Below are 26220 nucleotides of genomic sequence, written 5' to 3'. Positions count from 1 at the left end.
CACCTGATCCAACGCGCGCGGCGTCAAGCGCGGCGACGACGGCGGCGGGGTACGCGCCGTCGTCGTCGCCGCCGGGAACCGGGCCTCAGCAGACGAGGTCGGCAAGCTCCCGGAAGAACGCGCCGATGCCGGTGGCCCCGTTCCACGGGAGGTCACCATCGCCGGCGACCTCCACCATCCGGCGCGGCAGCTCCAGGCCGTGCGTGTCGGCCAGCGTGAGGAGCGTCGCCGCGATCTGCTGCGCGCTGGGGCGGGCGGCGGCGTCGAGGGCGGTGGCGGTCGACACCAGCCGCAGCAGCCGGACGGTGACCGGCTCGCCGAGGATCCAGTAGCGGGGGTCGTAGGGCGTGCTCGCCCGGTGGTGGGCCAGCTGGTCGGCGAAGCCCTCCAGGTACAGCGCGAGCCCGCTGGCCTGGTCGCCGTTGCGGTCGCGGCGCGAGCCCTGAGGCAGGATGCGGAGGCACAGCGGGAAGTCGGCCAGCGCCCGCAGCGTGGTCGCCACCTGGCGCGCCGTGGGGGCCGGCTGGTCACCGAGAAGATGACGGGCGACGTCGTCGCGGTGCAGGGCCGCGAGGACCCGCTCGGCGTGGTCGCGGGAGGAGAGGTGGGGCTCGTGGAGGAGGGACGCTGCGGTCACGGTGGGCTCCGGGGAGAGTGCGGCTGTACCCCTATGGTCGGGCGCCCGGCGCCCCGGATGAGGGGTCGAAGGGCCCACGTGCCGTGCGGGTGCGCACCTGGCCGGGCCCGCTGCTACACCAGCCCCGCGTCGTGGGCGAGGAGCGCGACCTGGGTGCGGTTCCCGACGTCGAGCGCAGCGAGGATGTGGGAGACCTGCGCCTTGACGGTCGCGACCGAGACGTGGAGCTCCGCGGCGATCTCCGCGTTGGTCAGTCCCCGCCCGACGGCGGCGACGACGTCCCGCTCCCGGGCGGTCAGCGCGGCCAGCCGGGTGCGGGCGTCGTCGGCCACGTCGGCGTGGTCCACGGCCTGCTCGACGAGCCGCCGGGTGACGGCGGAGGACAGCGTCGCCTCCCCGGCCGCGGCCCGGCGCACCGCCTCGGCGATCCGCGGCGGCGGCGTGTCCTTGAGCAGGTAGCCGGAGGCGCCGGCGCGCAGCGCCCCGAGGATCTCCTCGTCGGTGTCGAAGGTCGTGAGGACGAGCACCGCGGGGGCGCCGGGGCGGGCGCGCAGGCGGGCGGTGGCCGTGACGCCGTCGACCCGCGGCATGCGCAGGTCCATGAGGACGACGTCGACGGGGTGGCGGTCCAGTGCCGCCGGCACCTCCGCGCCGTCGGCGGCCTCGGCGACGACGGCGATGTCCTGCGCGCCGTCGAGCATCATGACGAGCGCGGCGCGCACGAGTGCGTCGTCATCGACGACGAGGACCCGGACCGTCACGGCGGCCATGGTAGCCACGCGGACAGGCGGAACTCCCCGCCGTCGGGACCGTGCTCGAGCCGGCCGCCGACGATCCGCACCCGTTCGGTGAGCCCGAGGAGCCCGGTCCCGGACCCGGGGATGTCGGCCCGCCCCGGCCGCAGCGGGTTCGACACGGTGACCTCGACGCCGGCGCCCGGGCCGCCGCTCACCCGCACCCGCACGGGCTCGGTCGGGGCGTGCTTGCGGGCGTTGGTCAGCCCCTCCTGCACGAGGCGGTAGACCGTCCGGCCGGCCATCCCGGGCGGGACGCCGTCGAGCGCGACGACGACGTCGACCTCGCCCCCGGCCGCCCGTGCCTCGCGGACGAGCGCGTCCAGCTGGTCGAGGTCGGGGGACGGCGGCGGTACCCCGCCCACGGCCGGGTCGTCCCGCAGCACGCCGACGACGTCGCGCACCTCCTCCAGGGCCTGGTGGACGCCGGCCCGCACCACCCCCGCAGCCTGGGCGAGCCGCTCCGGTGAGGAGTCCGGCCGGTACTCCAGCGCGCCGGCGTAGGTGGCGAGCAGGGAGAGCCGGTGCGCGAGGACGTCGTGCATCTCCCGGGCGATCCGGGTCCGCTCCGCGGTGACCGCCTCGGCGACCAAGCGATCGCGGTCCGCCTCCGCGCTCCTGGCCCGCTCGGTGAGGCCGGCGAGCAGGGCGCTGCGGGCCTGCGCCAGGGCTCCCGCGGCGAGCAGCGCGGCGTGGGTGGCGAGCACGAGCACCAGCCACCACCCGAACGCGAGCCCGTGCACCGGCCGCCACAGCCCGCTCACCGCGTGCCCCGCGACACCGGCGACGGCGACGGCGGCGGCGGTGCTGAGCCGTCGGTAGCGGCCGACGACGTAGGTGGCGGCAGTCGACGGCGGCGTGGCAGTCGGTGCGAGGGCCGCCAGCACGGCGAGCGCGACGGCGGCGGGGACGGGGCGCCGGAACAGGACGGGGATCAGCGCCACCGCAATCAGGCTGACCGTGACGTCGAGGGCCAGCGGGGCCGCGGGGCTGCCCGGGGAGCTGCGCTCGCCGACCAGCGTCCACGCGCTCAGCAGGCCCATCGCCGCGGTGGCGGCGGCGACCGTCCGGCGGGACGGACGCCGGCCCCGCGGGGGCTCGGTGCACGGGTCGGCCGTCATCCAGCGAGCGTACGGAGAGGCCCGGCCTGGCGGAACCGCCGAAGGTCGACCGGCCTGGTCCGAGTGGCCACCGGCCGTGGCCGGGCGGCCGATGACCGCGGGCGCAGGGCGGCGAGAGCGTGGGCGTACCCGAACACAAGGGCGTACCCGAACACAAGGGCGTACCCGAGCACCAGGAGGAACCATGAGCTCGTCATCAACCACGCAGACACGGGCGCGGCGCGGAGCGACCGTCGCCGGCGCCGCCGCGGCGGGGCTGGCCGTCTGGATCGTCACCGTCCCCGTCCTCGGCGTCGAGGTGACAGCCCGCGCCGGGGAGGGTGAGATGGTCGTCGGTGCACCGGCGGTCGCCGCCGCCGGAGTCGTCGCCGCGCTCGCGGGCTGGGGCCTGCTGGCCGTGCTCGAGCGGGCCGGTGCCCGGGCGCGCACGGTGTGGACGAGGGTCGCCCTTGCCGTGCTCGTCGCCTCGCTCGTCCCGCCGCTGCTCCAGGCGACCACGGTGACCGCCGGGGCCGTCCTCGTGGCGATGCACGTCGCCGTCGGGGCGACGATCATCGCCGGCCTCGGCCGCACCGCCCGCAGCGTGTCCTCGAGCGAGCGGTCCGGTGCCCTTCACCCGCAGGCCGCCCGATGAGTTAGCTCCGTGGCCGGGGTCCACACCTGGGACAGCACACCAGCACCGGGAAGGACCCCAGCCATGAGGGTCACCGTCAACACCTTCGTCTCCCTCGACGGCGTCATGCAGGGCCCCGGCAGCCCGGAGGAGGACACCAGCGGCGGCTTCGACCGCGGCGGTTGGATGGTCCCCGTCGCCGGCGAGGCCTTCGGCGCCGTCGTCGACGCCTGGTTCCAGCGGACCACCGAGCTCCTCTTTGGCCGCGTCACCTACGAGATCATGGCCGGGTTCTGGCCGCAGGTCACCGACCCCGCCGATCCCGTCGCAGGCAAGCTCAACGGCCTTCCCAAGCACGTCGTCTCGACGACGCTCACCACGCCTGTGTGGGACAACACGGCCGGCATCATCGCCGACGACGTCGCCGCCTCGGTCCGCGCCCTCAAGGAGCGGCCGGGGGAGGAGCTGCAGGTCCACGGGTCGTGGCAGCTCATCCAGACGCTGCACAACGAGAGCCTGGTCGACGAGTACCGCGTCATCGAGTTCCCCGTCGTCGTCGGGAAGGGCAAGCGGCTCTTCCACGACGGCGCGGCCCCGAGCGGCTTCGAGGTCGTCGACACCCAGGTGCTCGACGGCGGGGCGGTCTACCGCGTCCTGCGACCTGCCCCCTTCGGATCGGGGACGTACGCCGTCGAGGACGGGCGGGAGGTCACCGTCGAGCCCTGAGGCAGCAGCCTCGTTCCCGAAGGGGCGCCGTGGGCGGTGGTCCCGGCGGCGGGCCCGTGTGCGACGGCGGCCGGGGGAGGACCGTGATCGCCAAAAGCGAGCGGCATGGCTGCCGCTCGCCCGGTGTGGTGGGGCCACAAGGCCCCGGTGGTGTCAGTCGCTGTGCGCGCTCGGGCTCGGGCTCGGCTCGGCCATGGACGGCTCGAGCGGCTCGCCGTCCGCGCCCACGATGTCGACGAGCTCACCGATCCGGGTGACGTCCAGGAGGAAGCGCACCACGGGGGGCGGGCTGATGAACGTCGGTCGCTCGCCGGACGCCTGGATGAGGCGGCTCAGGGCGGCGAGCGCCGAGGAGTCCATGAACGTCACATCACGGACGTCGACCTCGACCCGGACGTCGTGCAGCACGGCCTCGTGGACGGCGTCGAGCAGCTCAGTCTTCATGAGCATGTCGAGCTCACCGCTGAGGATGAGCCGAACGCGGTCCGGCGACGCGATGAGCGTGACGCTGCCCGCTGCAGGTAGGGGGGTGTGGGGGTGAGCAGCCATCATGGCCTCTTCTCTCCCGGCAAGACAGGCGCCGCTGTCTTGTCGGTGATCTGGATATGGGCACCCGCACGTGGGAGAAGGTCGCAGGCTGAGCCGCGGAGGTCGAGCGTACCGCAGAGCATGGTGCGGATATAGGTCGGGATCGAGATTCGCCGGTTGCGTCAGTCGACAGAGTAAGTCTACGGTGTACATCTACGCAAGCGCGGCGCCGCCTCTCGGTCTGGTGCCGCGCTGCACCGGAAGGAACTCAGTGCCCACGTCCGAACGGACCACGGTCGACGCAGTCTCCAAGGGGAACGGTGGTAGCCGGCGTGAGCCGTTGAGCCGCGAGCGTGTCCTCACCACGGCGCTCGACATGGTCGACGCCGACGGGATCGAGGCGTTGTCGATGCGTGGGCTTGCGCGCGAGCTCGGTTGCACCCCGATGGCCCTCTACCGTTATGCCGACAGTCGGGACGCGCTGCTCGACAGTCTCGTGGAGAGCGTCCTGGCCAAGCTGGTCAGTACCCCCGTCACGGGTGACTGGGTCACCGAGCTGCGGCGCGTGGCTCACGGCTTCCGGGAGCTCGCGCTCGCCCACCCCCGCATGGTGCCGCTGCTCGTCACGCGTCCGCTGGCCACGCCTCTCGGGCTGCGCCCGCGCGGCACGCTGCGCCCGCTCGAGATGCTGCTCGGCCTGCTCATCAATGCCGGCTTCTCACCGGCCGACGCTCTACACGTCTACCGAACCTTCTTCGGGCTCCTCTACGGCCACGTCCTCACCGAGCTGCAGGAGGTGGTCACCGATCCGGAGGAGAGTGACGCCCTGCTCCGTCTGGGCCTCCACCGCCTCCCGCCGCAGGAGTTTCCTCACGTGCGCGAGCTCGCCAACGAGCTCGCGACCTACGACGGCGTCGCCGAGCTGGACAAGGGCCTCGACATGCTCGTCGCCGGGCTGCAGCGCCAGCTCCTCGGTCAGGCGGACTGACTGGGCGGCGGCACATGCCGCACCAGCGGGCATCGTTGCCTTCCCGACGGGGGAGCCGCGCTCGACGGTGGTGGTGCCGTTCCGAAAAGGACCGGCACCACCATCCGACCCTCAGCCGGCGAACGGCTCCAGGTGGCGGCCCAGATGGTCCGCCAAGATGTCCGCGTACAGCTCGTGGTGACGTGCGAGCACCTCACGAAGCGCTACGTCCAGGTAGCGGTTCCCACCACGATCCGTGGCGGTGAGGACATCCCCGTAGCCCACGTGCAGGATCTGACGGCTGTCGAACGTTGCCACGAGGTCCTGCAGCTCTCCGTCGCTCACGGCGCCCGGGTCCGGCGTGCTGTCGACGTCCGCCGACACCTGGTAGGTGGCGCGGGAGCGACGGTATGACTCGCGGCTCACTGCGTACATCTCCCGCAAGAGGTCCGGTTCGTGCAGCGCCACGACCTCGAGGGCGCTGAGGTAGCTCGTGCCGGACGTCTTGAGGTGGATGTGCCCGCCGGTCGCCTCGACCGCCGCGGCATAGATGCTGAACTTGTCCGAACCGGAGTGCAGCGAGATCTTGTAGCCGCCCAGCTGTTCGGCTACTGCGGCGTGGCCACGGAGGTTCACCGCGAGGTCGTCCACCCGGCCGAGGTACTCCACCCCCTTCTCGAAACCGTCCGCGTACCGCGGGGCGAAGCTCACCCAGTCCACCCCGAGACGCTGCAGCTCGGCGGCGACGTAGTAGTGCTCGGCAACGGACGTGACGAGGTCCGTCTCGTCGATGGCCACCTCGATCTCCACGTCGTGGCGGGCGCGCTCCCGAAGATGGCGGCTCAGACGCACGGTATCCGCTACGGCGGCGCCGTACTTGACGGCGCCGCGTAGCAGTTGGTCCTCCGTGATGACGAGCGGCGTCCCGGCGACGCTGATGCTCGTACCGCTGTAGCGCCGGACGAGTGCCGCTGGGTCGTCCTCGAGACTTCCCCAGGGCACGAGCGCGGAGATATCGCCTCGCGCGGTGTCCGGGTCCACGACGTGGTCGCCGGGGTCGAGAGTGAAGGTGGTGAACCCAGCATCGAGACCGCGGTCGATGCCCTCTGTGGTCTTGATGTGGTCGGTGTCGGCGCCCACGGCGCCGTTCCACTCGGCCTCGACGCATCCGAAGGTCGCGTCATCGAGGACTTCCTGGGCCGTCCGGCCGAGCCGGTCCATCTCGCGGATGGACTGCTGGGCGAACACAGGGGTCACGCCGTGTCCATGCCTCTGGAACGCACGCACGTGCCCGGGCGTCGCCAGGCCGAGCCGGTCCCCGGTTCCCATCGAGCGGCCGACGCCTAGCGGCCGTGGCCGGAGATTGTCGACCGTGGAGCGCAGCGCCGCGGCGTTGGTGGGCGACAGGGGGCCGGTGAGCTGGTACCCGTTGCCCGCAGAAGCGCTCACGCCCTCGAACAGATCGAGGTCCGGCGCGTGGGGAGTGCTCACCGCGAGGGTGCGCCGTCCGTAGGAGTCGCGCTCCACGGAGGCGACGAGCTGATTCACCGGCGCCCTCATGACGACCTCGTCGGTGATCCAGCGGTGGCCGTGGCGGGGTCGAGCAGAGCCGCAGAGTCGGCATCGAGGAACAAGCGGGCGTGCGGTTGGCGGCGCAGGATCGAGGCCGGCACCGCCGGCGTGATCGGGCCCTCGAGTGCTGCCTTGACGATCGCCGCCTTCCGCGCTTCGGGCGTGTTGACGAGCACCGTCGCCGGACGGAGCAGCGCCGGGATGGTCATCGTGAGGGCGTGGGTCGGTGCCTCCGCCAACGAGGAGAAGTGCCCCTCGCCGACCTGCTGCTGCCGGGACACCTCGTCCATCGCCACCAGGCGCATGAGATCGGGTGTCTCGAAGTCAGCGGGCGGGTCGTTGAACGCGAGGTGGCCGTTCTCCCCGATTCCCATGACGCAGACAGCCGGCTCCAGCTCCTCGATGAGCCGCGTGTAGCGAGCGAGCTCCTCCTCGACAGGCTCGTGGTCGCCCTTGACGCCCTCGAGTGCCTTGAGGTTGACCTTCTCGGCGAGGTTCTCCCGCATCCACCGCCGGAAGCTTGCGGGGTGCTCGGCCGACATCCCGAGGTACTCGTCCATGTGCAGCACGGTGATACGCGACCAGTCGATGTCGTCCCGGGCCGTCGCCGCCTCGGTGAAGGCGAGCTGGGAGTTGCCGGTCGCGAGGATGACAGCGATCTCATCCCTCGTAGCTAGCGCCTCTCTCACGGCGACGGCGAAGGCCTCCGCTGCGACGGCACCTGCCTCCTCGTTGGTGGGCAGGACGGTGACCTCGAGATCTCCGTAGTGCGTGCTGGTCATCGAATCGTTCCTTCCGTCGGTGCGGTGGTGTGCCACGTGCCCCGCAGGGCGACGGCGCGTGGCACGAGGTCGTGGTCGAACAGAGTGAGGTCGGCCCGGTAGCCGGGCAGGAGATGCCCGACGTCAGGTAGTCGGGCGGCGCGCGCGGGGACGGAGGTCACCATGGTGATGAGGTCGGGCAGCGGGAGCCCGAGGGCGTCCCGCGCGATCGGCAGCATGTGCCCGAGTAGAGTGGTGCTCCCGCCGAAAGAGTCGCGCTCGAGCGTCATGCCGACGCCGTCGACGACGTCGTAGCTCGTGGTCGCGATCTCGTACCGGCTGCCCTCAGGCAGCCCGGCTCCTGCTGTGGCGTCGGAGACGAGACACAGCCGGTCGCCGGCCCCGCGGTGCGCGAGGCGCATGAGGAGGGGTGGCAGGTGCTTGCCGTCAGCGATCATCTCGACCGTGAGGGTGTCCGACGCGAGCGTCGCCTCGAGCATTCCCGGAACTCTCCACGGCCCCCGTCGTAGCGTGGTGGACTGGCCGGAGAAGACGTGGATGACATGGCTGAGTCCGACGGCCTCGCAGCGCGCGAGGTCGTCCGCTGTGCCGTCGGTGTGCCCCGCGGCAGCGACGATGCCGGCGGCGACGAGCCGCTCGGTCAGGTGAACGGCACCGTCGAGCTCCGGCGCAAAGCTCATCATGGTGATGGCGTCGGCTCGCTCGAGCAGCATCTCCACGGAGCCGTCGCTGGGCACACGAAGCGCAGTTGAGTCTTGTGCACCGCGCTGCCCGTGCGAGAAGTAGGGGCCTTCCAGATGAGCACCCGGTAGGGAGGGGCCGATGGCCGAGGCTCCGCGGAACGCCTCGAGCGCGTCTAGCGCAGTGCTGAGGTCGGGCACGGGTGCGCTCGCGAGTGTCGGCAGAGCTGTCGTGACACCGGCCGCGAGCAATGCTGTGCCGATGGAGGCGAAAGCCTCCGGTGTCGCCTCGTGGTACCCGCGTCCAGCTGCGCCGTGGACGTGGACATCGATGAGTCCCGCGGTGAGGTAGCCCGGCCCGAGATCGGTGACCCGAACGCCACTTGGAAGCTGCGCCCGAGGCAGCACCGCCTCGATACGTCCGTCGGACACGAGGACCGCATGGTCGGACAGGACGTCGTGGCCGGTGACGATCTCGGGTCCGGCGTAGGCAGTGCGCCCGGAACTCGCCGCACTCGCTGACACGGTGTGCCCCACGGAGTCTCCTTCGTTGCAGATCCCCGACCCACCACGGTGTTGAGCCGGCGTGCTGCACAACGTAGCAACATGCTGCGATCAACTGCAAGCGTTGCAATCGCCCAATGCTCCGGATGCCACTGCTGCCTCGCAGTGGTGAGCTGCGGCATTTCGGTGCGGCCCCGCACGTGGACCCTGGCACGCCAGACATAGGAAAGTGGGAGGTGGTTGCTGCAGCATGCTGCATGCTCTACAGTCACCTTCACAAAGTTGCACTCTGTGGTGCAACCCACCTACGGCGAGGTAGAGGGGCACGAGACGATGGCAGGACCTGTCGCGACATCGGTTCGGGGAGTTGTCGAGCAGCCACCACCCCTCGCTCCGCAGCGAGCAAGGCGGCGGCGCGGCTCGACGCTTGCCGGAGTGCTCTTCGTTCTGCCGGCGTCGCTCTTCATCTTTGTGTTCATGCTGTACCCGCTGCTGCACTCGGGGTACCTCAGCTTCACCGAGTACAACTTTGTCTACGACGAGAGTCCTCGGTTCGTCGGACTCGACAACTACACCAGCGCGTTCCAGGACGCGCAGTTCCTCACGAGTCTGCGCAACACCCTCGTCTACGCGATCTTCTACTTCACGCTGGTCACCGGAGCATCATTCGGTCTGGCGCTCCTCCTGTTTCGCAAGCTGCGGCTGAGCTCCTTCTACCGCTCGGCCATTTTCATGCCGATCGTGGTGCCGCTCTCTCTCGCGGGCCTCATTTTCGTGTGGATCCTGCAGCCCAACTACGGCCTGCTCAACCACGTCCTCGGCAACGTCCTCGGGCTGGAAGGCCTCACCCGGGCGTGGCTCAGCAGCGGCGGCACGGCCATGGCGGCCGTCGTCGGGCTCTCCCTGTGGGCGACGGTCGGCTTCATGACCATCCTTTTCCTCTCAGGGCTCCAGGCAATCCCCCAGGAGGTGCTCGAGGCCGCGGAGATGGACGGCGCTAGCGGATGGCGCAGGACGCTCTACATCGTGATGCCGAACCTGCGACCCACCTTCGTCATCGCCGGGACCTGGGCCATCCTCCAGGCGCTCAAGGTCTTCGTCGAGCCGATGGTGCTCACCGACGGTGGGCCAGGTACGAGCACCCTCGTGCTCTACCAGCAGGTCTACCTCACTGCGTTCAGCTTTTACGAGATGGGTTACGCGTCGGCGATGGGCTACATCCTCGGCGTCATCATCCTCGCGTTCATCGGCCTCAACTACTTCGTGACCATGCGGAAGGCGGGCAAGCGTGCGTAGCGCCACCAAGGACCGGAGCGTGCACAGCGTCGGGCGGAGCTCGCTCGTCAACGTCGCGCTCGTTGCGATCTCCGTCCTCTTCCTCGCGCCTCTCATCTACATCGTCCTCAACTCTTTCAAACCGGCGGCTGAGGTCTTCGTGACGCCGCCGACGATCCTCCCGCAGCAGTGGACCCTGGAGAACTACCAGGAGGTCGCGGAGGGGCACTTCGGTGCGTACTTCACCAACAGCGTGGTCATCACCCTTGGCGGCGTGGCGCTCGTCATCCTGCTGAGCATGCTCGCTGGCTACGGCTTCTCGAAGGTGAAGTTCCGGGGCTCCGGGCTGCTCCTGGCAGCCATCATCGCGACGCTCACCGTGCCGCTCGCCATCCTTCTCGTGCCGATGTTCCTCATGGAGAACGCGGCTGGTCTGCTCAACACCAACCTCGGGCTCATCCTCCCGAACGTCGCGGTGTGCCTGCCGTTCGCGATCCTCATCATGAAGGCGAACTTCGACGACATCCCGGATGAGATCGAGGAGTCGGCGCAGATCGACGGCGCCTCCCGCCTGCGGCGGTGGTGGTCGATCATGGTCCCGCTGACGAAGAACGGCCTCATCCTCGTCACTGTCATCACGACGTACAACATCTGGGGCGAGTACACGCTCGCAAAGACCCTCGCGATCGACCCGCCCGCCATGCCGCTGACGGTCGGTCTCACGCTGCTCAAGGGCGAGGTCTGGGAGTACGGCGTGCTCGCGGCGGTCATCACGCTGGCCGTCCTGCCGCCCATCATCATCTTCGCCATCTTCCAACGGCACATCGTCCAGGGGGTCGCCCAGGGGGCGGTCAAGGGATGACCGCGCCTGCGCGACCTGTCACGAACGGGCGTCGTCACCTGGTGGCGTCCGGAACTCTCTCGATTGGGAAAGGGAAGACCATGACCCGTAACGGTCGGAGGATTACCGCGCTGGGGGGCGCAACGATGCTGCTCGCCCTGGCGGCCTGCAGCGGCACCCCGTACGACGAAGGCGAGGACGGCTCGACCGCCGGGTCCGGCGCCGGTGGCGACGAGACGTTGACGATCGCTATTCAGGCGTGGATGAGCGACAAGCTCTACCTCAATCAGATGGCAGAGAGCTTCGAGGAAGAGACGGGCGTGACCGTCAACCTCGTGGAGTACGCCGACAACCAGGCGTTGTCGAACTTCGCGCTGCAGTGGAGCCAGGGCACCTCCAACCAGGACATCGTCGTCGTCGACGGGGCCTCCACGGCGGTCCAGTTCCTCACTCGAGGGCTCATCATCGACTTCAACACGACGGACTTCTTCACGGGGGATCTCGCGAAGGAGAACTTTGTCGGGGAGTCGCTGTCGTTCACCGAGCTCGACGGCGTGCAGTTCGCCATTCCTTTCGGCCTCGAGGTTTACAACATCAGCGCCAACCGCACCTTCTTCGAGGAGGCGGACCTCCTGGACGCGGACGGCAACATTCCCGTGCCGGCAGACTGGGAGGAGCTGTACGAGATATCGGCGGCGCTCTCCGAGCACACGGGCGGTCCCGGGATGACGATTCAGTGGGGGCCGAACGCCGTCCCGACCATGCTCGCCGTCGAGCAGGCGGCGCGCGGTGACATCTTCGCCGACGACGGATCCACGCTGACCTTCGACACCCCCGAGATGCGCGAGATCCTCGAAATCTGGCGCCGTGGCGTCGAGGAGGGCGTGTTCTCCGTCGACACATTCGCCAACAAGGACGCGGGGCGGAGCAACTTCAACGCCGGCGGGCTGCCGATGCTGCTCGAGACGGCCTCCCGCGTGCCGGAGGCCGCCCCCACCATCGGCGTCGAGAACGCCGAGGTCATTGCGATGCCTGGTTCGCTGGAGAACGGGTCCTTCGGGTTCAGTGCGGGCGTCATCATTCCCACCGAGTCGGAGAACCAGGAGCTGGCGCTTCAGTTCATCCGGGAGGCGATGATGTCCGAGCACCAGGTCGGTGCGGGTCAGGAGTGGGGCAAGCTGCCCGTCCTCACCACCTACTTCGACGAGATCGAGGCCGACTGGAAGGACGACATGTACGAGTTCGTCCGCCTCTCCGTTCCCGCACCGATGTACCGCGACCTCCCCGTCATCCAGGAGCGTGGCAAGCAGATGCTCCAGGAGTACCTCACGGGCAGCACCGATGTTGACGGCTTCCTCGAGCAGGTCGAGGGCATGATCGCCGACTCCAACCTCGGCACCCAGTAGGACGTCCACCCGCCTCAGCGGGCTCCGGTCCCCGGACGGGACCGGAGCCCGCTTCGACGTGTGGCGTCATGCCCGGGACGGCGCTGGAGCGGTAGAGCTGCGCACGAGCAGCCGCGTCTCGATCTGTGTGGACCGCTGGAGCGGGGAGGAAGGCTCGCCCTCGACATGGGCGTCGATGAGGTCGAGCAGCATATCGACCGCCTGCACGCCGGCGTGGGCACCTGGGACGTGCACGGTCGTGAGAGTGGGGTACGCCATGCCGGACATCGGGCTGTCATCGATGCCGACCACGCTCATCTCCGGGCCAACCCTGACCCCGCGCTCTGTGAGGCGAGCCATGACGCCGAGCGCGATGAGGTCGTCGTAGGCGATAACGGCGGTAGCAGGGGAGGCGTTAAGAAGGTCAGCTGCGTGTGCGCCGGCCTGGATCTGCGGCTCGAATGGGCCGAACTCGATGAGCTCGACGTCATTCTGCGCGCATGCTTCGCGGACGGCCGTCTGGCGCTGGGTGTTGGACCACGATCGCTTCGGGCCGTTGAGGTAGCTGATCGTTCGGTGACCCAACGCGGCGAGGTGCTCGACGGCCTCGTGAATGCCGGCAGCATTCTCGATAGTGACGTTCGAGATGTTCGGGTGCTGGCGGTTCACGAGCACGAGGGGCAGCTTGTCGTTGAGTTCCTCCAGCTGCTCGTCGGCGCTGCGCGCGGACGCGATGATGAGGCCGTCCACCCTGCTCGCTAGGAACTCGGCGCGACGGATCTCATCAGCTGCGTACTCGTCGACGTCGGCGACGGCGACTGTGCGGCCCAGCGCCCCGGCACGCGCCTGGACGGCTTTGATGATGGGTGGGAAGAAGGGGTTGGCGATGTCGGGCACGATGAGGCCGATCGCCTCTGTCCGAGGCCCTGCGGGTTGCCGAGGAACGTGGGAAGAGACGTAGCCCATCTCGCGCGCAATGCGGCGCACACGTTTTGCAGTCTCGACGTTCACCATGCCGGGGGCAGAAAGGGCTCGAGACACCGTTGACGGCGATATTCCCGCGGCACGAGCGACATCCGCCAGGGTCACGTTCACGTCGTCCTCCATGCTTGAGCGGTGCGTCTTCTGACTTGTTGCGGCGGCGGCATCCGGTGAACGCTGGCTCGCTGCGTCGCAGGGATGGCGACCAGAGTGCGACACAATGACGCAAGCGACTGCAAGATTTTGTGGCAACACTGCAGATTATGCAACGTCGACGAAAGGCGGTCAATCACCGAAAGGTTGGGTCCTCGCGAGAGCACGCCCTGCCGAGGGCTGGCATCGCTCAGGCAGGCACGCGGAAGTTTCACATCTGCGTGATGCGGAACGGCGCCGGTGCCGCACCCCGGACCATGACAGGGTCATAGGAACTCGTGACTGCTGGCGCCAGTTCTGATCTGGTCGCATGTCGAACGAGCCCGTGCAGTCAGTCGCCGCACAGAGGCGTGGTGCAGCGTCGCCGTGGCGTTTCACCCTGGACTGCTCTCACACTATGCAGGTGGAACTGACGTCCACCGGCCCGCGGGGAGGCTGAGCCCGGCGTCACCGTCAGGCGGTCGCCCCGGCCCCCAGCACCACCCTCGCGATCACCCGCACGGCCTCGATCAGCTGGTCGAAGGACTCCTCGTACACCTCGTCCGAGCGGCGGTACGGGTCGACGACGTCGTCCAGCTCGGCCGGCACCTGCGTCCGCTCACGCGCGGCGAGCGGCACCAGCGCCGCCAGGCGCTCGGCCGGCCGGGCACCCGGCCCGGCGGCGTCGTCCAGCTCGGCAGTGTCCACGGCCGCCGCCAGCCGTGCGAACTCACGCAGCGTGAAGGCCCGCCGCACCGCGGCCGGCACCTGGTCGACGACGTCGGCGCGGTGCTTGCGCGTCGCGGTGAGCACGAGGTCCGCCCCGGCGACCATCGGCTCGGTGATGCGGCGCGCGGCGAAGCCGTCCGCGGAGACGCCGGCCTGCTCGAGGAGCGCCACCATCGGCGGCTGGATCGGCTCGTCCACAAGCGCCCCGGTCCCCGCGCTATGCACCGAGATCCCGCTCCCCGGCGCGAAGGCGGAACGGAAGAGTCGTTCGATGGCGGGGGAGCGGCAGATGTTGCCCGTGCAGACGATGAGAAGAGTGAAGTCCTCACCCGATCGGTATGCCGCCATGGTCATCCCTTTCCCGCTCGCCAGTAGGACCGAGCCTACCGACATCATCCCTGTGCTCGATGGCGCGTCCATCCGGGCAGGAGCAGAATTGTCCGTACCGGCTGCCACATCTCCGGCGAGCCGGAGCAACGGTGCAAGGGTGCAGTGATGACTCTGTTCAACCCGTCGGGCGGCGACACCGACTTCGCCGAGGTTCTGCCGGGCGGCCACGAGCTACCTGTTCTCGACACGCTCAGCTCAGCGACGTCGTCGGCGTCTGTACGACGCACGACGACGTCTACTTCCGGTTCAGCCAGAGCCCGGACGACTCGGACACGAGCGCCCGCCGTGAGCGGGAGAGTGGCTACCTGCTGCCCGGGGTGCCCGCGTGGCCGCTGTGCCCCGAGCAGTGGTGGGGGCGCCGGCTCGCGCACGTGGATCGCCCGCCAGCTCACCCGCCACTCCCACCTCGCGCACAGCAGCATCGAGCCGTGGCTCGTCAGGGGACAGGTGCGCGGGCGCGGAGCGGACTGCGAGCCGCTCATCGCCCACGTCAGGCCGCTGGCGCGCGTGGGTCACCGGGCGCTGCTCGAGGCGGACGAGTCCTACGCCGCGTGGCAGACGCGCGCCTTCCGCTCGCTGACGGGGTAGCCGCGGCGAGGCGTCAGCCGTGACAGGTGCTCGACGTCGCGAAGTGAGCAACGACGACGACGACGAGTCCCTACACCAGCACGTGCCCACGGTCTGGAGAGGTGACCATGCTGATCTGCCGGACGGCCTGCGCCGCCTGCTGGTAGGAGCGCTGGTACACCTCGTCGCTCTGCAGGAACGGGTCGACGATGTCGTCGAGCTCGACCGGCACCTCGGCACGCCGCGCCGCGGCGAGGGGGATGAGAGCGTCGAGGCGGGCGGCGAGGTGAGCGTCCGGTCCGGCAGCGGCCTCGAGGTCCGATCCCTTCACCGATGACGCCAGCCGGGCGAACTCCCGGACGGTGAACAAGCGCCGCACCACGGAGGGAAGAATGTCGGCGACATCACCACGCAGCTCCCGAGTGGCGGCGAGGACCAGGTCCGCGTGCGCGAGCATCGTCGCGGTCACCGCGCGGGCTGCGAACCCGTCGACGGTGTGCCCGTGCCGTTCGAGCAGCCGCTCCATCGGCGGCTGGATCGGTCGGTCCACCTGGGCTCGGGTGCCGGCGCTGTGGACGGCGACCGTGCCGTCGCCGTTGAGCGCCGAGCGGAGCAGGTGCTCGACGGCGGGCGAGCGGCACACATTGCCGATGCACACGACGAGCACCGTGAAGTGCTGTCCCGAACCGTCACCAGTCATTGTTGCCTCCATCTGCCGCGTCTGAGATCTGGACGCTAGTCGCAGCTGCGCAAAGTGCTCCTACTTTCGGAGGGGGACAGGGGGTCGATAGTTGGAGGTTGCACTTCTCACTCCGGGGTGAGTGGGAGTGAGACGGCCCGCGAGCGACGATGCCGCGAGTCGGGGCCGTGACATGGAGGTCGGCTGGCTCAGCGGCCACCCCCGGGTGATTCGGAGATCACCCGCCAATCGGCCACCGACGCGCCCGTTGTGCCCGTAGCCTCCAGTCAGTTCGGGCGGACGTGACGACGGCAATGGAGGCTTCGATGTCTGCACGGATACGAGGACGCGCACCCCGTCCGCAAGGAGGGGACCATCCCCCGAAGGGTCGGCAACGCCGCTCACGGTGGATCGGGCTCGCCATGCTCATGGCACTCTCGCTGCTGCCCCAGCTTCCCGCCCTCGGGCACGCGGCGGACCTCGACCTGTGGGTGAGCGCGAACGCCAACCGTGCAGGCTCGGTCAACCTGAGCGGAGCGGCCATCGACGGCAACGCGTACATCTACCTTCCCTCCGACCCGGCCATCACCAAGGTCGAGTTCTGGCTGGACAACCCCGCCATGGCCGGAGCTCCTCGGCAGACGGAACGTGAGGGTCCCTTCGACTTCGCCGGCGGTTCGGCCACGGCGGCCAACCCGTTCAACACCGGCACGGTGGCGGACGGCCCCCACGCGATCAGCGCCCGCATCACCACCTCGGACGGGCACGTCGAGGTCCTCGAGGCGAACTTCACGGTCGGGTCCGCCCCGGTCGAGCAGCCGCCGCCGGCGCAGAGCGCCACTACCCTGCGGATCAACGCCGGGGGACCGTCAGTGACGACCGGCGGCGTCACGTGGCTCGCCGACACCTACTTCACGGGCGGCAAGTCATACACGAACGCCAAGGTCACGGCGATCAGCGGGACGACCGACGACGTCCTCTACCGCACCGAGCGGAGCGCCACGAAGGACCTAGGTGGCTTCTCCTACGCCCTGCCCGCCCCCACAGACGGCACGTACACGGTCCGCCTGCACTTCGCAGAGATCTACTTCGGGGCGACCGGTGGTGGCGCGGCCGGGGCCGGGAAGCGCGTCTTCGACGTCAACGCCGAGGGCGGCCCGGTGGAGCTGGACAACTACGACGTCTACGCCTCCGTCGGCGCGATGGCCGCGGACGTGAAGACCTTCACGACGACGGTCACCGACGGGACTCTCGACCTCGCCTTCTCGGCGTCGGTCAACCAGCCCAAGATCTCCGCCATCGAGTTCGTCCCGCCCACCGCAGACCCGGACCCGGACCCGGCCCCGGACCCCGACCCGGATCCCGACCCCGACCCGCTCCCCACTGGCCAGACGCTGCGCATCAACGCCGGCGGTCCAGCCGTCACGACGGGCGGCGTCACCTGGGCGGCCGACTCCCACTTCTCCGGCGGGAAGTCGTGGTCGACGTCATCCACCACGGCGATCGGCGGGACCACCGACGACGTCCTGTACCGCACCGAGCGGAGCGCCACCCAGGACCTCGCCGGCTTCTCCTACGCGATCCCTGCCCCCAAGGCGGGCGCCTACACCGTGCGGCTGCACTTCGCCGAGATCTACTTCACCGCCAACGGCAAGCGCGTCTTCGACGCCAACATCGAGGGCAGCGCGGTCGAGGTCGACGACTTCGACATCCACGCGGCCGTCGGGGCGAAGACTGCCGCCGTGCGGACCTTCACCCGGACCGTCACCGACGGCACCCTCGACATCGCCTTTACGGCCTCGGTGAACCAGCCGAAGGTGTCCGCGATCGAGGTCGTCTTCCCGGACGGCAGTACTCCGCCACCGGACGAGGAGGAGCCGCCGCCGTCCTCGCAGGACCCCTCGCTCTTCTCCTGGGACAGCAAGGCCGACTCTCCGATCGGCCGCTCCGAGGCTCAGGGCACCGCCGTCGGCACGAAGGTCTACGCGTTCGGCGGCTTCCAGACCGGGACCAAGACGACGCCTCGCAGCGACGTCTACGACACCGTAACCAACACGTGGTCCCGCCTGCCCGACATGCCGCAGCAGCTGACGCACTCGCCGGCCATCGCCGACGGCAAGACGATCTGGCTCATCGGCGGGTATGACGGCAACCATCCCGGCGGGTCGACCCGCAACGTGTGGAAGTTCAACACGGAGACGTTGACGTGGTCCGCCGGACCGCAGCTCCCCGAGGCGCGCGGTGCGGGCGGGGCGACCATCGTGGGTCGCAACCTCCACTTCTTCGGCGGCACCAGCCGCGTGGCCGGCTCCACCGCCGATCCCGACGAGGCGGAGCACTGGGTCCTCAACCTCGACGGCGGCACGACGTGGCAGCCTCGAGCGCCGCTGCCCAACCCGCGCAACCACCTCGTCGGCGCGACGCTCGGCGGCAAGGTCTACGCCATCGGTGGCCAGCACAACGAGAACGAGAACACCGGCCTCCAGTCCGACGTCCACCGGTATGACCCGGCGACGAACGCGTGGACGAAGGTGGCCAGCCTGCCGGTGGCACGCAGCCACACCGCCGTCGTCGTCCGCAACGGCTCCATCGTCGTGCTGGGCGGGACGAACCCGGGCAACCAGGCCAGCCGCTACGTCACGGCGTACCACCCGAAGGAGAACGTGTGGACGAACCTGCCCCAGCTCCCCGCCGGCCGGAAGACGCCGGTGGCCGCCATGGTGGGGGACGTCCTGCACATCACCACGGGCAGCCACGCGGTGACGAACTGGACGGGCCGCTTCGCCGACCGGTGGGAGAGCGGTCCGTCGCTGCCCGTGTCGATCGGCGAGGTCGCCGGCGGGATCATCGGCAAGACCATGTACATGATCGGTGAGAGCAACAAGGCGACGACGGCGCTCGACCTGTCGACCGGCACCTGGCGGTCCAACCTCGCCGTCCGGCCCTTCCAGGGGCACCACCACGCGGCCGAGGTGGTCGGTGGCAAGCTCTTCCTCATCGGTGGGCTGGGCGGGAGCTCCGCCGGGAAGGTGCAGATCTACGACCCGGCGACGAACGTGTGGTCGCTCGGGGCGGACATGCCGTTCGCGGCGGGCTCGAGCTCGACGGCGGTCATCGGCGGCAAGATCTACGCCGCCGGCGGGATCATCGGTTCCTCGACGACGACGCGCAGCGCCGTCTACAACCCCGCGACGAACTCGTGGACCGAGATCGCGCCCATGCCGCAGGGCCGTAACCACGCGGCGGCGACCACTGACGGCTCCAAGCTCTACGTCGCCGGCGGTCGTGGTCCGGGCAGCGGCGACGCGAACGTCGTCGCCAACGGCTTCGACAACCTCCAGGTCTACGACCCCGCGAGCAACACGTGGCGCTCGAGCGCCACGGCCGGATCGGGGCTCGCCCCGCTCCCGCAGGCACGTGGGGGGATGGGCAAGGCCGTCTGGTATGACGGGGAGATGTACGTGATCGGCGGCGAGACTCAGAACGGTGCGGGCGCCACCGCTCAGCGGGTCTACAACCGGGTGGACATCTACAACCCCGCGACCAACAAGTGGCGGCTGGGGACGCCGATGCCGACGGCGCGGCACGGGATCTTCCCGCTGCTCATGGGGAACCGGATCGTCGTCGCCGGCGGCGGCACCACGGCAGGGTTCTCGCACTCGACGGTGGTCGAGACGTACAACCCGCGGTGAGCGCGGGAGGCGGTCCGGACGGTGACATCGTCCGGACCGACTCTCCCCGTGCGTCCCGACACATGATGAAATGCCCCTGTGACGGACAACTTCCCCAGCTGGCTCGAGGACGACGGCGCATCCGCCACGCGCGAGGACCGGCCCGCTACCGGTTCGGGCGACGACGGCGGTACCTCGCGTCGTCGTCGTCAGTCGAAGCGCCGCAACCGCTCAGTGGTCGCGCTCGTCATCGTGACCGTGCTGCTCGGCATCCTCGCTCTCCTCGTCCTCTTCGCCGTCCAGGCGCGCGCTGCGTACACAGAGATGCGGGCGGCGATGCCGCTGGTCTCCGAGCTGCGTGAGGAGGCGCTCGGCGGCCAGACCGACGCGGCGGGCACCACCGTCGCCGAGCTGCGCGAGCACACGAGTGCCGCCCGGGACGCTGTCTCCGGCCCGCACTGGGCGGTCGCGGCGAAGCTCCCGTGGCTCGGTACGAACGTCGGGGCCGTCCGCACGGCCACGGTCGTGGTGGACGACCTCGCGGCGGACGCGCTCCCGGATCTTGTCGCCGCCACGGACATCGTTGACCCTGCGCGGCTCGCGCCGCAGGACGGCCGGATCGACCTCGCGCCCTTCGCCGAGGTGGCGCCTCGAGTGGTCGCCGCCAACGACGCCGTTCTGGTGGGCAGGGACCGTCTCGACACCGTGGACACCGGTGGGCTGGTCGATCTGCTGGGCGAGCAGGTCGACAACCTCAAGGGCCAGGTCGACGAGCTCGCCGGCCTCACTGCCACGGCGTCGCGTGCGGTCCAGCTCATCCCGCCGATGCTCGGCGCCGACGAGCCGCGCGAGTACATCTTCATGGTTCAGAACAACGCCGAGCCGAGGGCCACCGGTGGCCTCACCGGTGCCTTCCTTCTCCTCCGAGCCGACGATGGCGAGGTCGAGCTGGTCGAGCAGCGCTCGGCGGGCGATGTCGGCTACTTCGCCGACGGTGCCGTCGACCTGACGGAGACAGAGGTGGCCCTCTTCGGTACTGAGCTGGCGCGTTTCCCGGGCAACGTGACCTCGACGCCCGACTTCCCCCGCAGCGCCGAGATCGTCCGGGCGATGTGGAGCGAGGGCGTCGGCGGCGAGGTGGACGGCGTGCTCTCCCTCGACCCGGTTGCTCTCGGTGGGCTTCTCGAGGCCACCGGACCGATCGGTCTGGACGACGACGAGCTCCGCGCGCTGGGAGTTCCGTCAGAAATGTTTGACGGTGACGCCGAGCTGAGCGCAGACAACGCGGCCGACATCATGCTCAACGGGGTGTACCGGTACATCGAGGACCCTGATTCCCAGGATGAGTTCTTCGAGGTCGCCGCGGCGGGGATCTTCTCCGCCGTCATGGATGGTAAGGCCGCACCGGCCGCCACGGTTGCCGGGCTGGTGCAGGCTGCGGACGAGGGACGCATGTTCGTGTGGTCTGCGCACGGCGAGGAGCAGGAGCTGCTCAGCGGCACCACGCTGAGCGGTGAGCTCCACGGGGACGACGGCCGGGGCGCTCCCGTCGTCGGTGTCTACGTCAACGACATGAGCGAGGCGAAGATCGCCTACTACCAGCGGATGGAGGTGGAGGTCGAGGCTCGCCAGTGCCACGCCAACGGCAACCAGGACCTCACCGTCACGGTCACGCTCGCCTCGGAGGCGCCCGAAGATGCGTCCAAGTTCCCGCCGTCCCTCGTGGGCGGAGGTAGAGCGGTGGACGAGGGCGACATGAGGTCGAGTGTCCTCGTGTACGCGCCAACGGGCGGGCGCATCACCGAAGCCCGTGATCCGGACACGGACGACATCTCGGTAGCTCCGCAGATCCATGACCACCAAGTGGTCGTGGCTCGACGAGTGGATCTTAGTCCGGGTGACTCCGTCACGACCCAGTTCGACATCACCACCGGCCCGGGCTTCACTCAGGACGCGGTCCTGAGGATGACTCCGGGGCCGGGCGGTGAGAAGTTCGTCTCCTCCGCGTTGACATGTCGACAGTAGCCGATAACCTTTAATCCGACCGATCGACCGACACGGTCTTGACGACCCTTTGGGGGATACACCATGATCCGACGCGCATTTGCTGGCCTGCTCGCGGCCGCGCTGCTCGTTCTTGCTCCGTCCGCCGCTTTCGCGACGCGGTACACGCCGCCGTTCGACGCCGCCATCTCGACCACCAACCCCGCGCCGGGCGAGAGTTTCACGGTGACCGTCGAGGCGCCTTCTGGTGAGGACGTCACCCTCACGGTCTCCTCGGACGCCGTGGAGGACGACGACATCCAGATCGCCGGCACCAAGTCCCTGACCAAGACCGCTGTTGACGGCGCTGCCGTCTTCACCGTGACCCTCACGGAGGAGGCGGTCTACAGCATCGTCGCCACCGACGCTGACGGCAACGTCATCGAGACGTTCCAGGTCGTCGTCGGCGACGGCGGCACCACCGACGCCCCGGGCGACGGCGCGACTGTCGCTCCCGGTGCTGGCGGCGGCGCCGCTGGCCCGGCCCTGCCCGAGACCGGTGCGACTGCCACCCCGCTCATCATCGGTGGCGCTGTGCTGCTGCTGGTCGGCGCTGCGGCTCTGTTCCTCGCCCGTCGCGGCAAGGTCACTGCCTGACACCCCAACGTCACGACCGTCCCTGGAAGGCCCCTGCGACATTCGCAGGGGCCTTTCAGGCTCGCGCAGAGGCAGGAGCAACGTGACAATGCTGCACGGAAGTGATCGCTACGTCGTTACGGCAATATTGGTTTTGGCGCTGCTGCTCGCCTCCTGCAGTCCGTCACGGGACGTCGCTAACCAGGGCGCCTCTGTGCGTTGGACATCCTCGGACCCTGCGGCCTTCGCAGAACAGGTCACTCGCCTTACGAACGAGGTGCGCAGCAGTGAAGAACTCCATGAACTCGAGGGCTCCGATTGTGCGCGCGACCTCTCATTAAAGCGAGCGGCGGCGCTCGTTGGGGCAGAAGAGCTTAAGCATGCACCGTTAGCGCCGGTCATTTTGGAATGCAGCCCGTGGACCGTTGCTGCTGAAAATCTTGTCAGGAGCACGGCATCTCCAGAGGAGGTGGTGGGAGCATGGCTTAACTCGCCCGGCCATCGCGCCAACATAGTCGACCCAGAACTCACAGAGATCGGGGTCGGCTGCGTCCCGGACGGGGAGAAGATGCTGTGCTCGCAACTTTTTCTCGGGCCGTAGTGTCTTCTCCTCGGCGTTGATACCGTTCCGCACGACCCTGCTGCCCGAGTTCGCAACGCAGTCTCAACCTTCCGCGCGACGACGTGGTCACAGGCGCGGTGGATGCGCGATGCGCTCACTAGGCCGGACTCCACGTGGAACTCGGCTGGGACTGCTCTCCCGTGATCGACGACGGGCCGAGAGTCGGCCACGGGGGCAAGGAGGCACGGACGGGCGTAGAGGCGCGGCGCGGCGGAGGTCGCCTGCGCGCATCGCGGCTGGGCGCCGTGTCGCCGCCTGGCAGAGTGTCGCGCGAGCAGTCCTCCGCAGCGCCTTCTCATCAGCGAAGAACAGCACGGGGACGACGGGCGCGACTCTGGCGGCGCTACGTCCAGGAACCCCCAGATGGTGGAGGGCTTGCTGCTCATCGGCAGGAGGGCTGGAGTTTCGACAAGTGCGTCTGGGCCAGTTCGTATGCTGGAGAAGTATGTACCAGTGCGAGGCCCTGGCGAGGCCCGGTTACCTTCTGGTCTGGAACTGTGCGACGATACCTCGGCATTATTCAACGGCCAAACGGGGGCTCGAATGGAACTGGGCGACTACCTACGCGTGCTGCGCAGCCGGTGGCTCACGATCGTCGGAGTGGCGCTGCTCACGTTAGCGGCCACGGCTGTCGGCACACTGCTGGCGACGCCGCAGTACACCTCTTCCACCCGGATTTTCTTCGCTGTGCAGGCTGGCGAATCTGTGTCGGACTTAGCGCAGGGCTCTACCTTCACCGAGAAGCAGATGGCATCGTACGCAGAGGTCGCTAGATCTCCGATCGTCCTCGAGCCCGTAGCAGAGCGACTCAACCTTGAAGGCAACGCCGCTGCAGTCGGGAGCTCGCTCAGCGTGGCTGTAGCGGCGGACACCACCATCCTCCAAATATCCGCTACGGATGAAGATCCCGTTCTAGCCCGCGATATGGCGAACGCAGTTGCGGACCAGCTCGCAACTACAGTTGGAGGTCTTTCGCCTGAACGTCCTGATGGGACGGAGGCCGTCCGCGCAACGATGCTCAGCGAAGCGCAGGCGGCAAGTTCCCCGTCCTCGCCACAGGTTTCACGAAACCTTATCCTCGGACTGGCCCTCGGGCTTATGCTCGGCGGAGCATTGGCCCTCCTCCGCGAGGTCCTCGATACGAAGGTTCGCGACAACTCTGACATCGCTGCTGTCACCGACGTGACGCCGCTCGCAACCGTGCCATTTGAAGACTCGGGGACGTCGCATCCCGTTTTCATGCATGATGACTCGATGGGTCTCCGCGCTGAGGCGATTCGTCGGCTGCGTACGAACCTTCAATTCGTTGATTTCCAGGACCGCCCGAGTTCTATCGTGGTGACCTCGTCAGTTCCCGGCGAAGGTAAGACGACGGCATCCATCAACCTAGCGGCCTCTCTTGCGGATGCGGGCGCCCGGGTGATCCTCGTCGATGCGGATCTTCGTCGCCCGAGCGTCGCGAAGTATCTAGGCTTCGAAGGACGAGTTGGCCTTACAACTGTGCTTATCGGCCGTGCGAAGGTCGAGGATGTCGCTCAGCCATGGCAAGGCTCGTCGTTGGATGTTCTGCCTTCCGGCCAGGTTCCTCCGAATCCCAGTGAGCTGCTTGGCTCGCGAGCCATGTCCCAGCTCCTCGCGGACCTCGCCGCCACATACGACGTCATCGTCATCGACAGCCCTCCGCTGCTCCCTGTGACCGATGCCGCTATTCTTAGCAAGATGGCTGGTGGCACGCTCCTCGTCGCGGGAGCGGACAGGCTTCAAAAGCAACAACTACGCGCTTCGCTGGAATCACTCGAGCAGGTCGATGCTCATGTTCTCGGGATCGTCCTCAATAAGGCTCAGCGCAAGGACCGTGACCGCTACGCTTACGAGTACTACAGCAGTGACGATCCGTCGCTCACAGGTTCGCGCGTTTCGCGCACGCGCTCCGGACGGAGGACCCCGTCCCCGGCCCCGATGCATGCTAAGCGTTCGACGTGGCCCGGGGAGAAGTTGTCGGCGGCGCGGCGCTGATTCACATAGGGGACGCCGATCAGTAGTCGGACGTCATGGGGCCCGCTCGGTCACGTTAGCTAGCGCCACCGCGGGATGGTGAGCCGCTCTCGACTACGGGCGTCGGAAGCTTGTCCAGACCGGGGCTAGGTCGACTCGGGCGCCCGTCGCTCGGAGTTCTGCGGACTTTTCGGAGGCGTCAATGGACAGGTATAGGCCCCGACCCGGGCGCACATAGTTGCCAGTCCAGACGCAGCATCACCGGCGGCAGCCGCATCTTCTTCTTGTCGGCCGCGAGGGTCTGATGCACGGATAGGTGACAGGTCGGGTTACGCAGCCTGAGTGGCTGACGCGGTCATCTGGCCTCGTACTCGATGGGGGTCAATCAGCCGAGGGCGTCTCGTCGGCGGTGCCGGTGGTAGGTCTTCTCGATCCACGAGACGATGGCGATGCGCAGGGGCTCGCGAGTGGGCCAGGTACGTCGGTCGAGAACGTTCTCTTGGAGCAAGCTGAAGAGGCTCTCCATGGAGGCGCTGCCAGCCCACCGCGCGACGGCAGAACAGGTCGGTGACGAAGGCGGCGTAGAGGCAGCCGGCGAAAGTGCGGCAGTAGGTGATGTCGGCGACCCAGAGCTGGTTCGGTGCCGTGGCGGTGGAGTCGCAGTCCACCAGGTCGTGTCGAGTGTCGGGCCCGGCGCCGGGCATCGTGGTGCGCGGCCCTTTGGCGCGACTGATCCCGCGTGAGCCCGCCCCGCGCATGAGGCGGTTGACCGTGCAGCGCGCGATCTGATGCCCTTGACGGAGCATTACGCGATGAACCTTGGTGACCCCGTAGACGCCGTAGTTCTCGGCGTGCACCCTGCCGATGACCTCCAGCATCGCCGCGTCGCTGACCGACGGGACACGGATCTTGGCGGCGTAGTACGTGCTCGGGGCGACCTGCAGCTGGCTGCAGATCGGCTCGGCCCCGAAGTCGTCCTTGTGGTCGTCGATGAACTCGACGATTAACGCTGTGGGCGGTCGAGCTCCGCCGCGAAAGAAGCTGATGCGCTTGAGAATCGCGTTCGCCCGCCGCAACTCGCGGTTCTCCCGCTCCAGCTCCGCCAGCCGCTGCGCATCAGAGGTCGTGGTCCCCGGGCGGTCCCCGGCATCGACCTCCCCTTGGGCCACCCAGTTTGCGCAGCGTCTCGGGATTGATCCACAGCTGTTCGCCGACCCGCGCCAATGTCAACGCCCTCTGACGCGTGGCCGGGTCACGCCGTAGGCCGACGGCCATCCGGATCGCACGCTCCCGAAGCTCCTCGGGTACTTCCTCGGTGCTGCCATGACTCTCTCGTCCACTGGGTTGAGAGCCTCCATCAGACCCAGCACAAGACAACGCCTCGTCCTGGAATGCCCATGTGGTCGCGTA

At 68.8% G+C, this 26220-nt stretch carries 22 protein-coding genes, 1 pseudogene and 1 other annotated feature; of the genes and pseudogenes, 12 read left to right on the top strand and 11 right to left on the bottom strand.

All coding sequences use genetic code 11. The features are described from left to right. Positions 1-85: 85 nt before the first annotated feature. The 3 genes from M3148_RS10195 to M3148_RS10185 form a co-directional block, all read right to left on the bottom strand. On the bottom strand, positions 86-637 hold the full coding sequence (locus M3148_RS10195; protein ID WP_251304589.1) for a hypothetical protein: 552 nt from the start codon (positions 635-637) through the stop codon (positions 86-88). A gap of 113 nt (positions 638-750) precedes the next feature. Next, on the bottom strand, positions 751-1407 hold the full coding sequence (locus M3148_RS10190) for a response regulator transcription factor (protein ID WP_251304716.1): 657 nt from the start codon (positions 1405-1407) through the stop codon (positions 751-753). After that, the gene (locus M3148_RS10185) at positions 1395-2552 is read right to left on the bottom strand and encodes a sensor histidine kinase (protein WP_251304588.1); all 1158 of its coding nucleotides are present in this window, start codon (positions 2550-2552) and stop codon (positions 1395-1397) included. Before M3148_RS10185 ends, M3148_RS10190 begins: the two co-directional genes overlap by 13 nt. Before the next feature lie 184 nt (positions 2553-2736). Here M3148_RS10185 and M3148_RS10180 point away from each other — a divergent pair, with 184 nt between their 5' ends. Both M3148_RS10180 and M3148_RS10175 read left to right on the top strand, forming a co-directional pair. Continuing rightward, positions 2737-3186, top strand: coding sequence for a DUF6069 family protein (locus M3148_RS10180; protein WP_251304587.1), 450 nt, complete (start codon positions 2737-2739; stop codon positions 3184-3186). Between the two features lie 63 nt (positions 3187-3249). Further along, positions 3250-3891, top strand: coding sequence for a dihydrofolate reductase family protein (locus M3148_RS10175; protein WP_251304586.1), 642 nt, complete (start codon positions 3250-3252; stop codon positions 3889-3891). A 153-nt stretch (positions 3892-4044) separates the two neighbouring features. Here M3148_RS10175 and M3148_RS10170 read toward each other — a convergent pair whose 3' ends face one another. Next, positions 4045-4443, bottom strand: coding sequence for an STAS domain-containing protein (locus M3148_RS10170; RefSeq protein ID WP_251304585.1), 399 nt, complete (start codon positions 4441-4443; stop codon positions 4045-4047). A 316-nt stretch (positions 4444-4759) separates the two neighbouring features. On the opposite strand from M3148_RS10170, the gene M3148_RS10165 reads away from it, so the two are divergent. Continuing rightward, positions 4760-5407 carry a TetR/AcrR family transcriptional regulator gene (locus M3148_RS10165; protein ID WP_251304584.1) on the top strand — a complete coding sequence of 216 codons (648 nt, stop codon included), beginning with the start codon at positions 4760-4762 and terminating at the stop codon, positions 5405-5407. A gap of 111 nt (positions 5408-5518) precedes the next feature. Here the strand turns inward: M3148_RS10165 and M3148_RS10160 are convergent, their stop codons facing one another. The 3 genes from M3148_RS10160 to M3148_RS10150 are packed head-to-tail and all read right to left on the bottom strand — an operon-like array spanning position 5519 to position 8957. Beyond that, complete coding sequence (locus M3148_RS10160) at positions 5519-6946, bottom strand: tagaturonate epimerase family protein (RefSeq protein ID WP_251304583.1); 1428 nt, start codon at positions 6944-6946, stop codon at positions 5519-5521. After that, positions 6943-7740 (bottom strand): 6-phosphogluconolactonase, encoded by a 798-nt coding sequence (locus tag M3148_RS10155; RefSeq protein ID WP_251304582.1) that lies wholly within the window; start codon positions 7738-7740, stop codon positions 6943-6945. The genes M3148_RS10160 and M3148_RS10155 overlap by 4 nt, the downstream gene beginning before the upstream one ends. Further along, on the bottom strand, positions 7737-8957 hold the full coding sequence (locus tag M3148_RS10150) for an N-acetylglucosamine-6-phosphate deacetylase (protein ID WP_251304581.1): 1221 nt from the start codon (positions 8955-8957) through the stop codon (positions 7737-7739). Before M3148_RS10150 ends, M3148_RS10155 begins: the two co-directional genes overlap by 4 nt. A 402-nt stretch (positions 8958-9359) precedes the next feature. Between M3148_RS10150 and M3148_RS10145 the strand changes: the two genes are divergently transcribed. The 3 genes from M3148_RS10145 (at position 9360) to M3148_RS10135 (ending at position 12446) form a co-directional block, all read left to right on the top strand. Next, entirely contained in the window at positions 9360-10220 is an 861-nt protein-coding gene (locus M3148_RS10145; protein ID WP_251304580.1) for a carbohydrate ABC transporter permease, read from the top strand. Next, positions 10213-11061 (top strand): carbohydrate ABC transporter permease, encoded by an 849-nt coding sequence (locus M3148_RS10140; RefSeq protein WP_251304579.1) that lies wholly within the window; start codon positions 10213-10215, stop codon positions 11059-11061. The genes M3148_RS10145 and M3148_RS10140 overlap by 8 nt, the downstream gene beginning before the upstream one ends. Positions 11062-11186: 125 nt before the next feature. Then, positions 11187-12446, top strand: a complete 1260-nt coding sequence (locus M3148_RS10135; protein WP_251304578.1) for an ABC transporter substrate-binding protein — start codon at positions 11187-11189, stop codon at positions 12444-12446. A gap of 66 nt (positions 12447-12512) precedes the next feature. Here M3148_RS10135 and M3148_RS10130 read toward each other — a convergent pair whose 3' ends face one another. Together M3148_RS10130 and M3148_RS10125 are read right to left on the bottom strand one after the other, a co-directional pair. Further along, complete coding sequence (locus tag M3148_RS10130) at positions 12513-13520, bottom strand: LacI family DNA-binding transcriptional regulator (RefSeq protein ID WP_251304577.1); 1008 nt, start codon at positions 13518-13520, stop codon at positions 12513-12515. Between the two features lie 492 nt (positions 13521-14012). Further along, positions 14013-14615, bottom strand: a complete 603-nt coding sequence (locus M3148_RS10125) for an arsenate reductase/protein-tyrosine-phosphatase family protein (RefSeq protein ID WP_251304576.1) — start codon at positions 14613-14615, stop codon at positions 14013-14015. Between M3148_RS10125 and M3148_RS18425 the strand changes: the two are divergent. Next, positions 14606-15245: pseudogene (locus M3148_RS18425) on the top strand (DUF6098 family protein). The gene M3148_RS10125 and the pseudogene M3148_RS18425 overlap by 10 nt on opposite strands. A 70-nt stretch (positions 15246-15315) precedes the next feature. Here M3148_RS18425 and M3148_RS10115 read toward each other — a convergent pair. Further along, positions 15316-15924, bottom strand: a complete 609-nt coding sequence (locus M3148_RS10115) for an arsenate reductase/protein-tyrosine-phosphatase family protein (RefSeq protein ID WP_251304574.1) — start codon at positions 15922-15924, stop codon at positions 15316-15318. A gap of 401 nt (positions 15925-16325) precedes the next feature. Here M3148_RS10115 and M3148_RS10110 point away from each other — a divergent pair, with 401 nt between their 5' ends. The 5 genes from M3148_RS10110 to M3148_RS10090 all read left to right on the top strand — a co-directional run bounded on the left by M3148_RS10110 (position 16326) and on the right by M3148_RS10090 (position 24831). After that, positions 16326-19595 carry a malectin domain-containing carbohydrate-binding protein gene (locus tag M3148_RS10110; RefSeq protein WP_251304573.1) on the top strand — a complete coding sequence of 1090 codons (3270 nt, stop codon included), beginning with the start codon at positions 16326-16328 and terminating at the stop codon, positions 19593-19595. A gap of 78 nt (positions 19596-19673) precedes the next feature. Next, positions 19674-21599 (top strand): DUF4012 domain-containing protein, encoded by a 1926-nt coding sequence (locus M3148_RS17915; protein WP_251304572.1) that lies wholly within the window; start codon positions 19674-19676, stop codon positions 21597-21599. A 63-nt stretch (positions 21600-21662) separates the two neighbouring features. Then, on the top strand, positions 21663-22214 hold the full coding sequence (locus M3148_RS10100; RefSeq protein WP_251304571.1) for an LPXTG cell wall anchor domain-containing protein: 552 nt from the start codon (positions 21663-21665) through the stop codon (positions 22212-22214). Between the two features lie 88 nt (positions 22215-22302). Next, positions 22303-22794, top strand: a complete 492-nt coding sequence (locus M3148_RS10095) for a CAP domain-containing protein (RefSeq protein ID WP_251304715.1) — start codon at positions 22303-22305, stop codon at positions 22792-22794. Between the two features lie 564 nt (positions 22795-23358). Beyond that, positions 23359-24831 (top strand): polysaccharide biosynthesis tyrosine autokinase, encoded by a 1473-nt coding sequence (locus M3148_RS10090; protein WP_251304570.1) that lies wholly within the window; start codon positions 23359-23361, stop codon positions 24829-24831. A gap of 308 nt (positions 24832-25139) precedes the next feature. On the opposite strand, the gene M3148_RS18900 is transcribed toward M3148_RS10090, so the two are convergent. Beyond that, positions 25140-25979 (bottom strand): IS3 family transposase, encoded by an 840-nt coding sequence (locus M3148_RS18900; protein WP_440136919.1) that lies wholly within the window; start codon positions 25977-25979, stop codon positions 25140-25142. After that, positions 25740-25853: a sequence feature (AL1L pseudoknot), on the bottom strand. Its footprint overlaps the gene before it by 114 nt. Positions 25980-26220: the final 241 nt, after the last annotated feature.

Origin of the sequence: Georgenia satyanarayanai (assembly GCF_023715365.1) — a bacterium.
Classification (GTDB): domain Bacteria; phylum Actinomycetota; class Actinomycetes; order Actinomycetales; family Actinomycetaceae; genus Oceanitalea; species Oceanitalea satyanarayanai_B.
The sequence above is the reverse complement of the archived record's forward strand: the minus strand, read 5'-3'. Positions and strand labels throughout refer to the sequence as shown.

What these genes read in the sequence shown, in the direction of transcription:
- M3148_RS10190 (WP_251304716.1), bottom strand. Translation starts at nt 1,407, where the DNA reads ATGGCCGCCGTGACGGTCCGGGTCCTCGTCGTCGATGACGACGCACTC.
- M3148_RS10185 (WP_251304588.1), bottom strand. Translation starts at nt 2,552, where the DNA reads ATGACGGCCGACCCGTGCACCGAGCCCCCGCGGGGCCGGCGTCCGTCC.
- M3148_RS10180 (WP_251304587.1), top strand. Translation starts at nt 2,737, where the DNA reads ATGAGCTCGTCATCAACCACGCAGACACGGGCGCGGCGCGGAGCGACC.
- M3148_RS10175 (WP_251304586.1), top strand. Translation starts at nt 3,250, where the DNA reads ATGAGGGTCACCGTCAACACCTTCGTCTCCCTCGACGGCGTCATGCAG.
- M3148_RS10170 (WP_251304585.1), bottom strand. Translation starts at nt 4,443, where the DNA reads ATGATGGCTGCTCACCCCCACACCCCCCTACCTGCAGCGGGCAGCGTC.
- M3148_RS10160 (WP_251304583.1), bottom strand. Translation starts at nt 6,946, where the DNA reads ATGAGGGCGCCGGTGAATCAGCTCGTCGCCTCCGTGGAGCGCGACTCC.
- M3148_RS10155 (WP_251304582.1), bottom strand. Translation starts at nt 7,740, where the DNA reads ATGACCAGCACGCACTACGGAGATCTCGAGGTCACCGTCCTGCCCACC.
- M3148_RS10135 (WP_251304578.1), top strand. Translation starts at nt 11,187, where the DNA reads ATGCTGCTCGCCCTGGCGGCCTGCAGCGGCACCCCGTACGACGAAGGC.
- M3148_RS10125 (WP_251304576.1), bottom strand. Translation starts at nt 14,615, where the DNA reads ATGGCGGCATACCGATCGGGTGAGGACTTCACTCTTCTCATCGTCTGC.
- M3148_RS10115 (WP_251304574.1), bottom strand. Translation starts at nt 15,924, where the DNA reads ATGACTGGTGACGGTTCGGGACAGCACTTCACGGTGCTCGTCGTGTGC.
- M3148_RS10110 (WP_251304573.1), top strand. Translation starts at nt 16,326, where the DNA reads ATGCTCATGGCACTCTCGCTGCTGCCCCAGCTTCCCGCCCTCGGGCAC.
- M3148_RS10100 (WP_251304571.1), top strand. Translation starts at nt 21,663, where the DNA reads ATGATCCGACGCGCATTTGCTGGCCTGCTCGCGGCCGCGCTGCTCGTT.
- M3148_RS10095 (WP_251304715.1), top strand. Translation starts at nt 22,303, where the DNA reads ATGCTGCACGGAAGTGATCGCTACGTCGTTACGGCAATATTGGTTTTG.
- M3148_RS10090 (WP_251304570.1), top strand. Translation starts at nt 23,359, where the DNA reads ATGGAACTGGGCGACTACCTACGCGTGCTGCGCAGCCGGTGGCTCACG.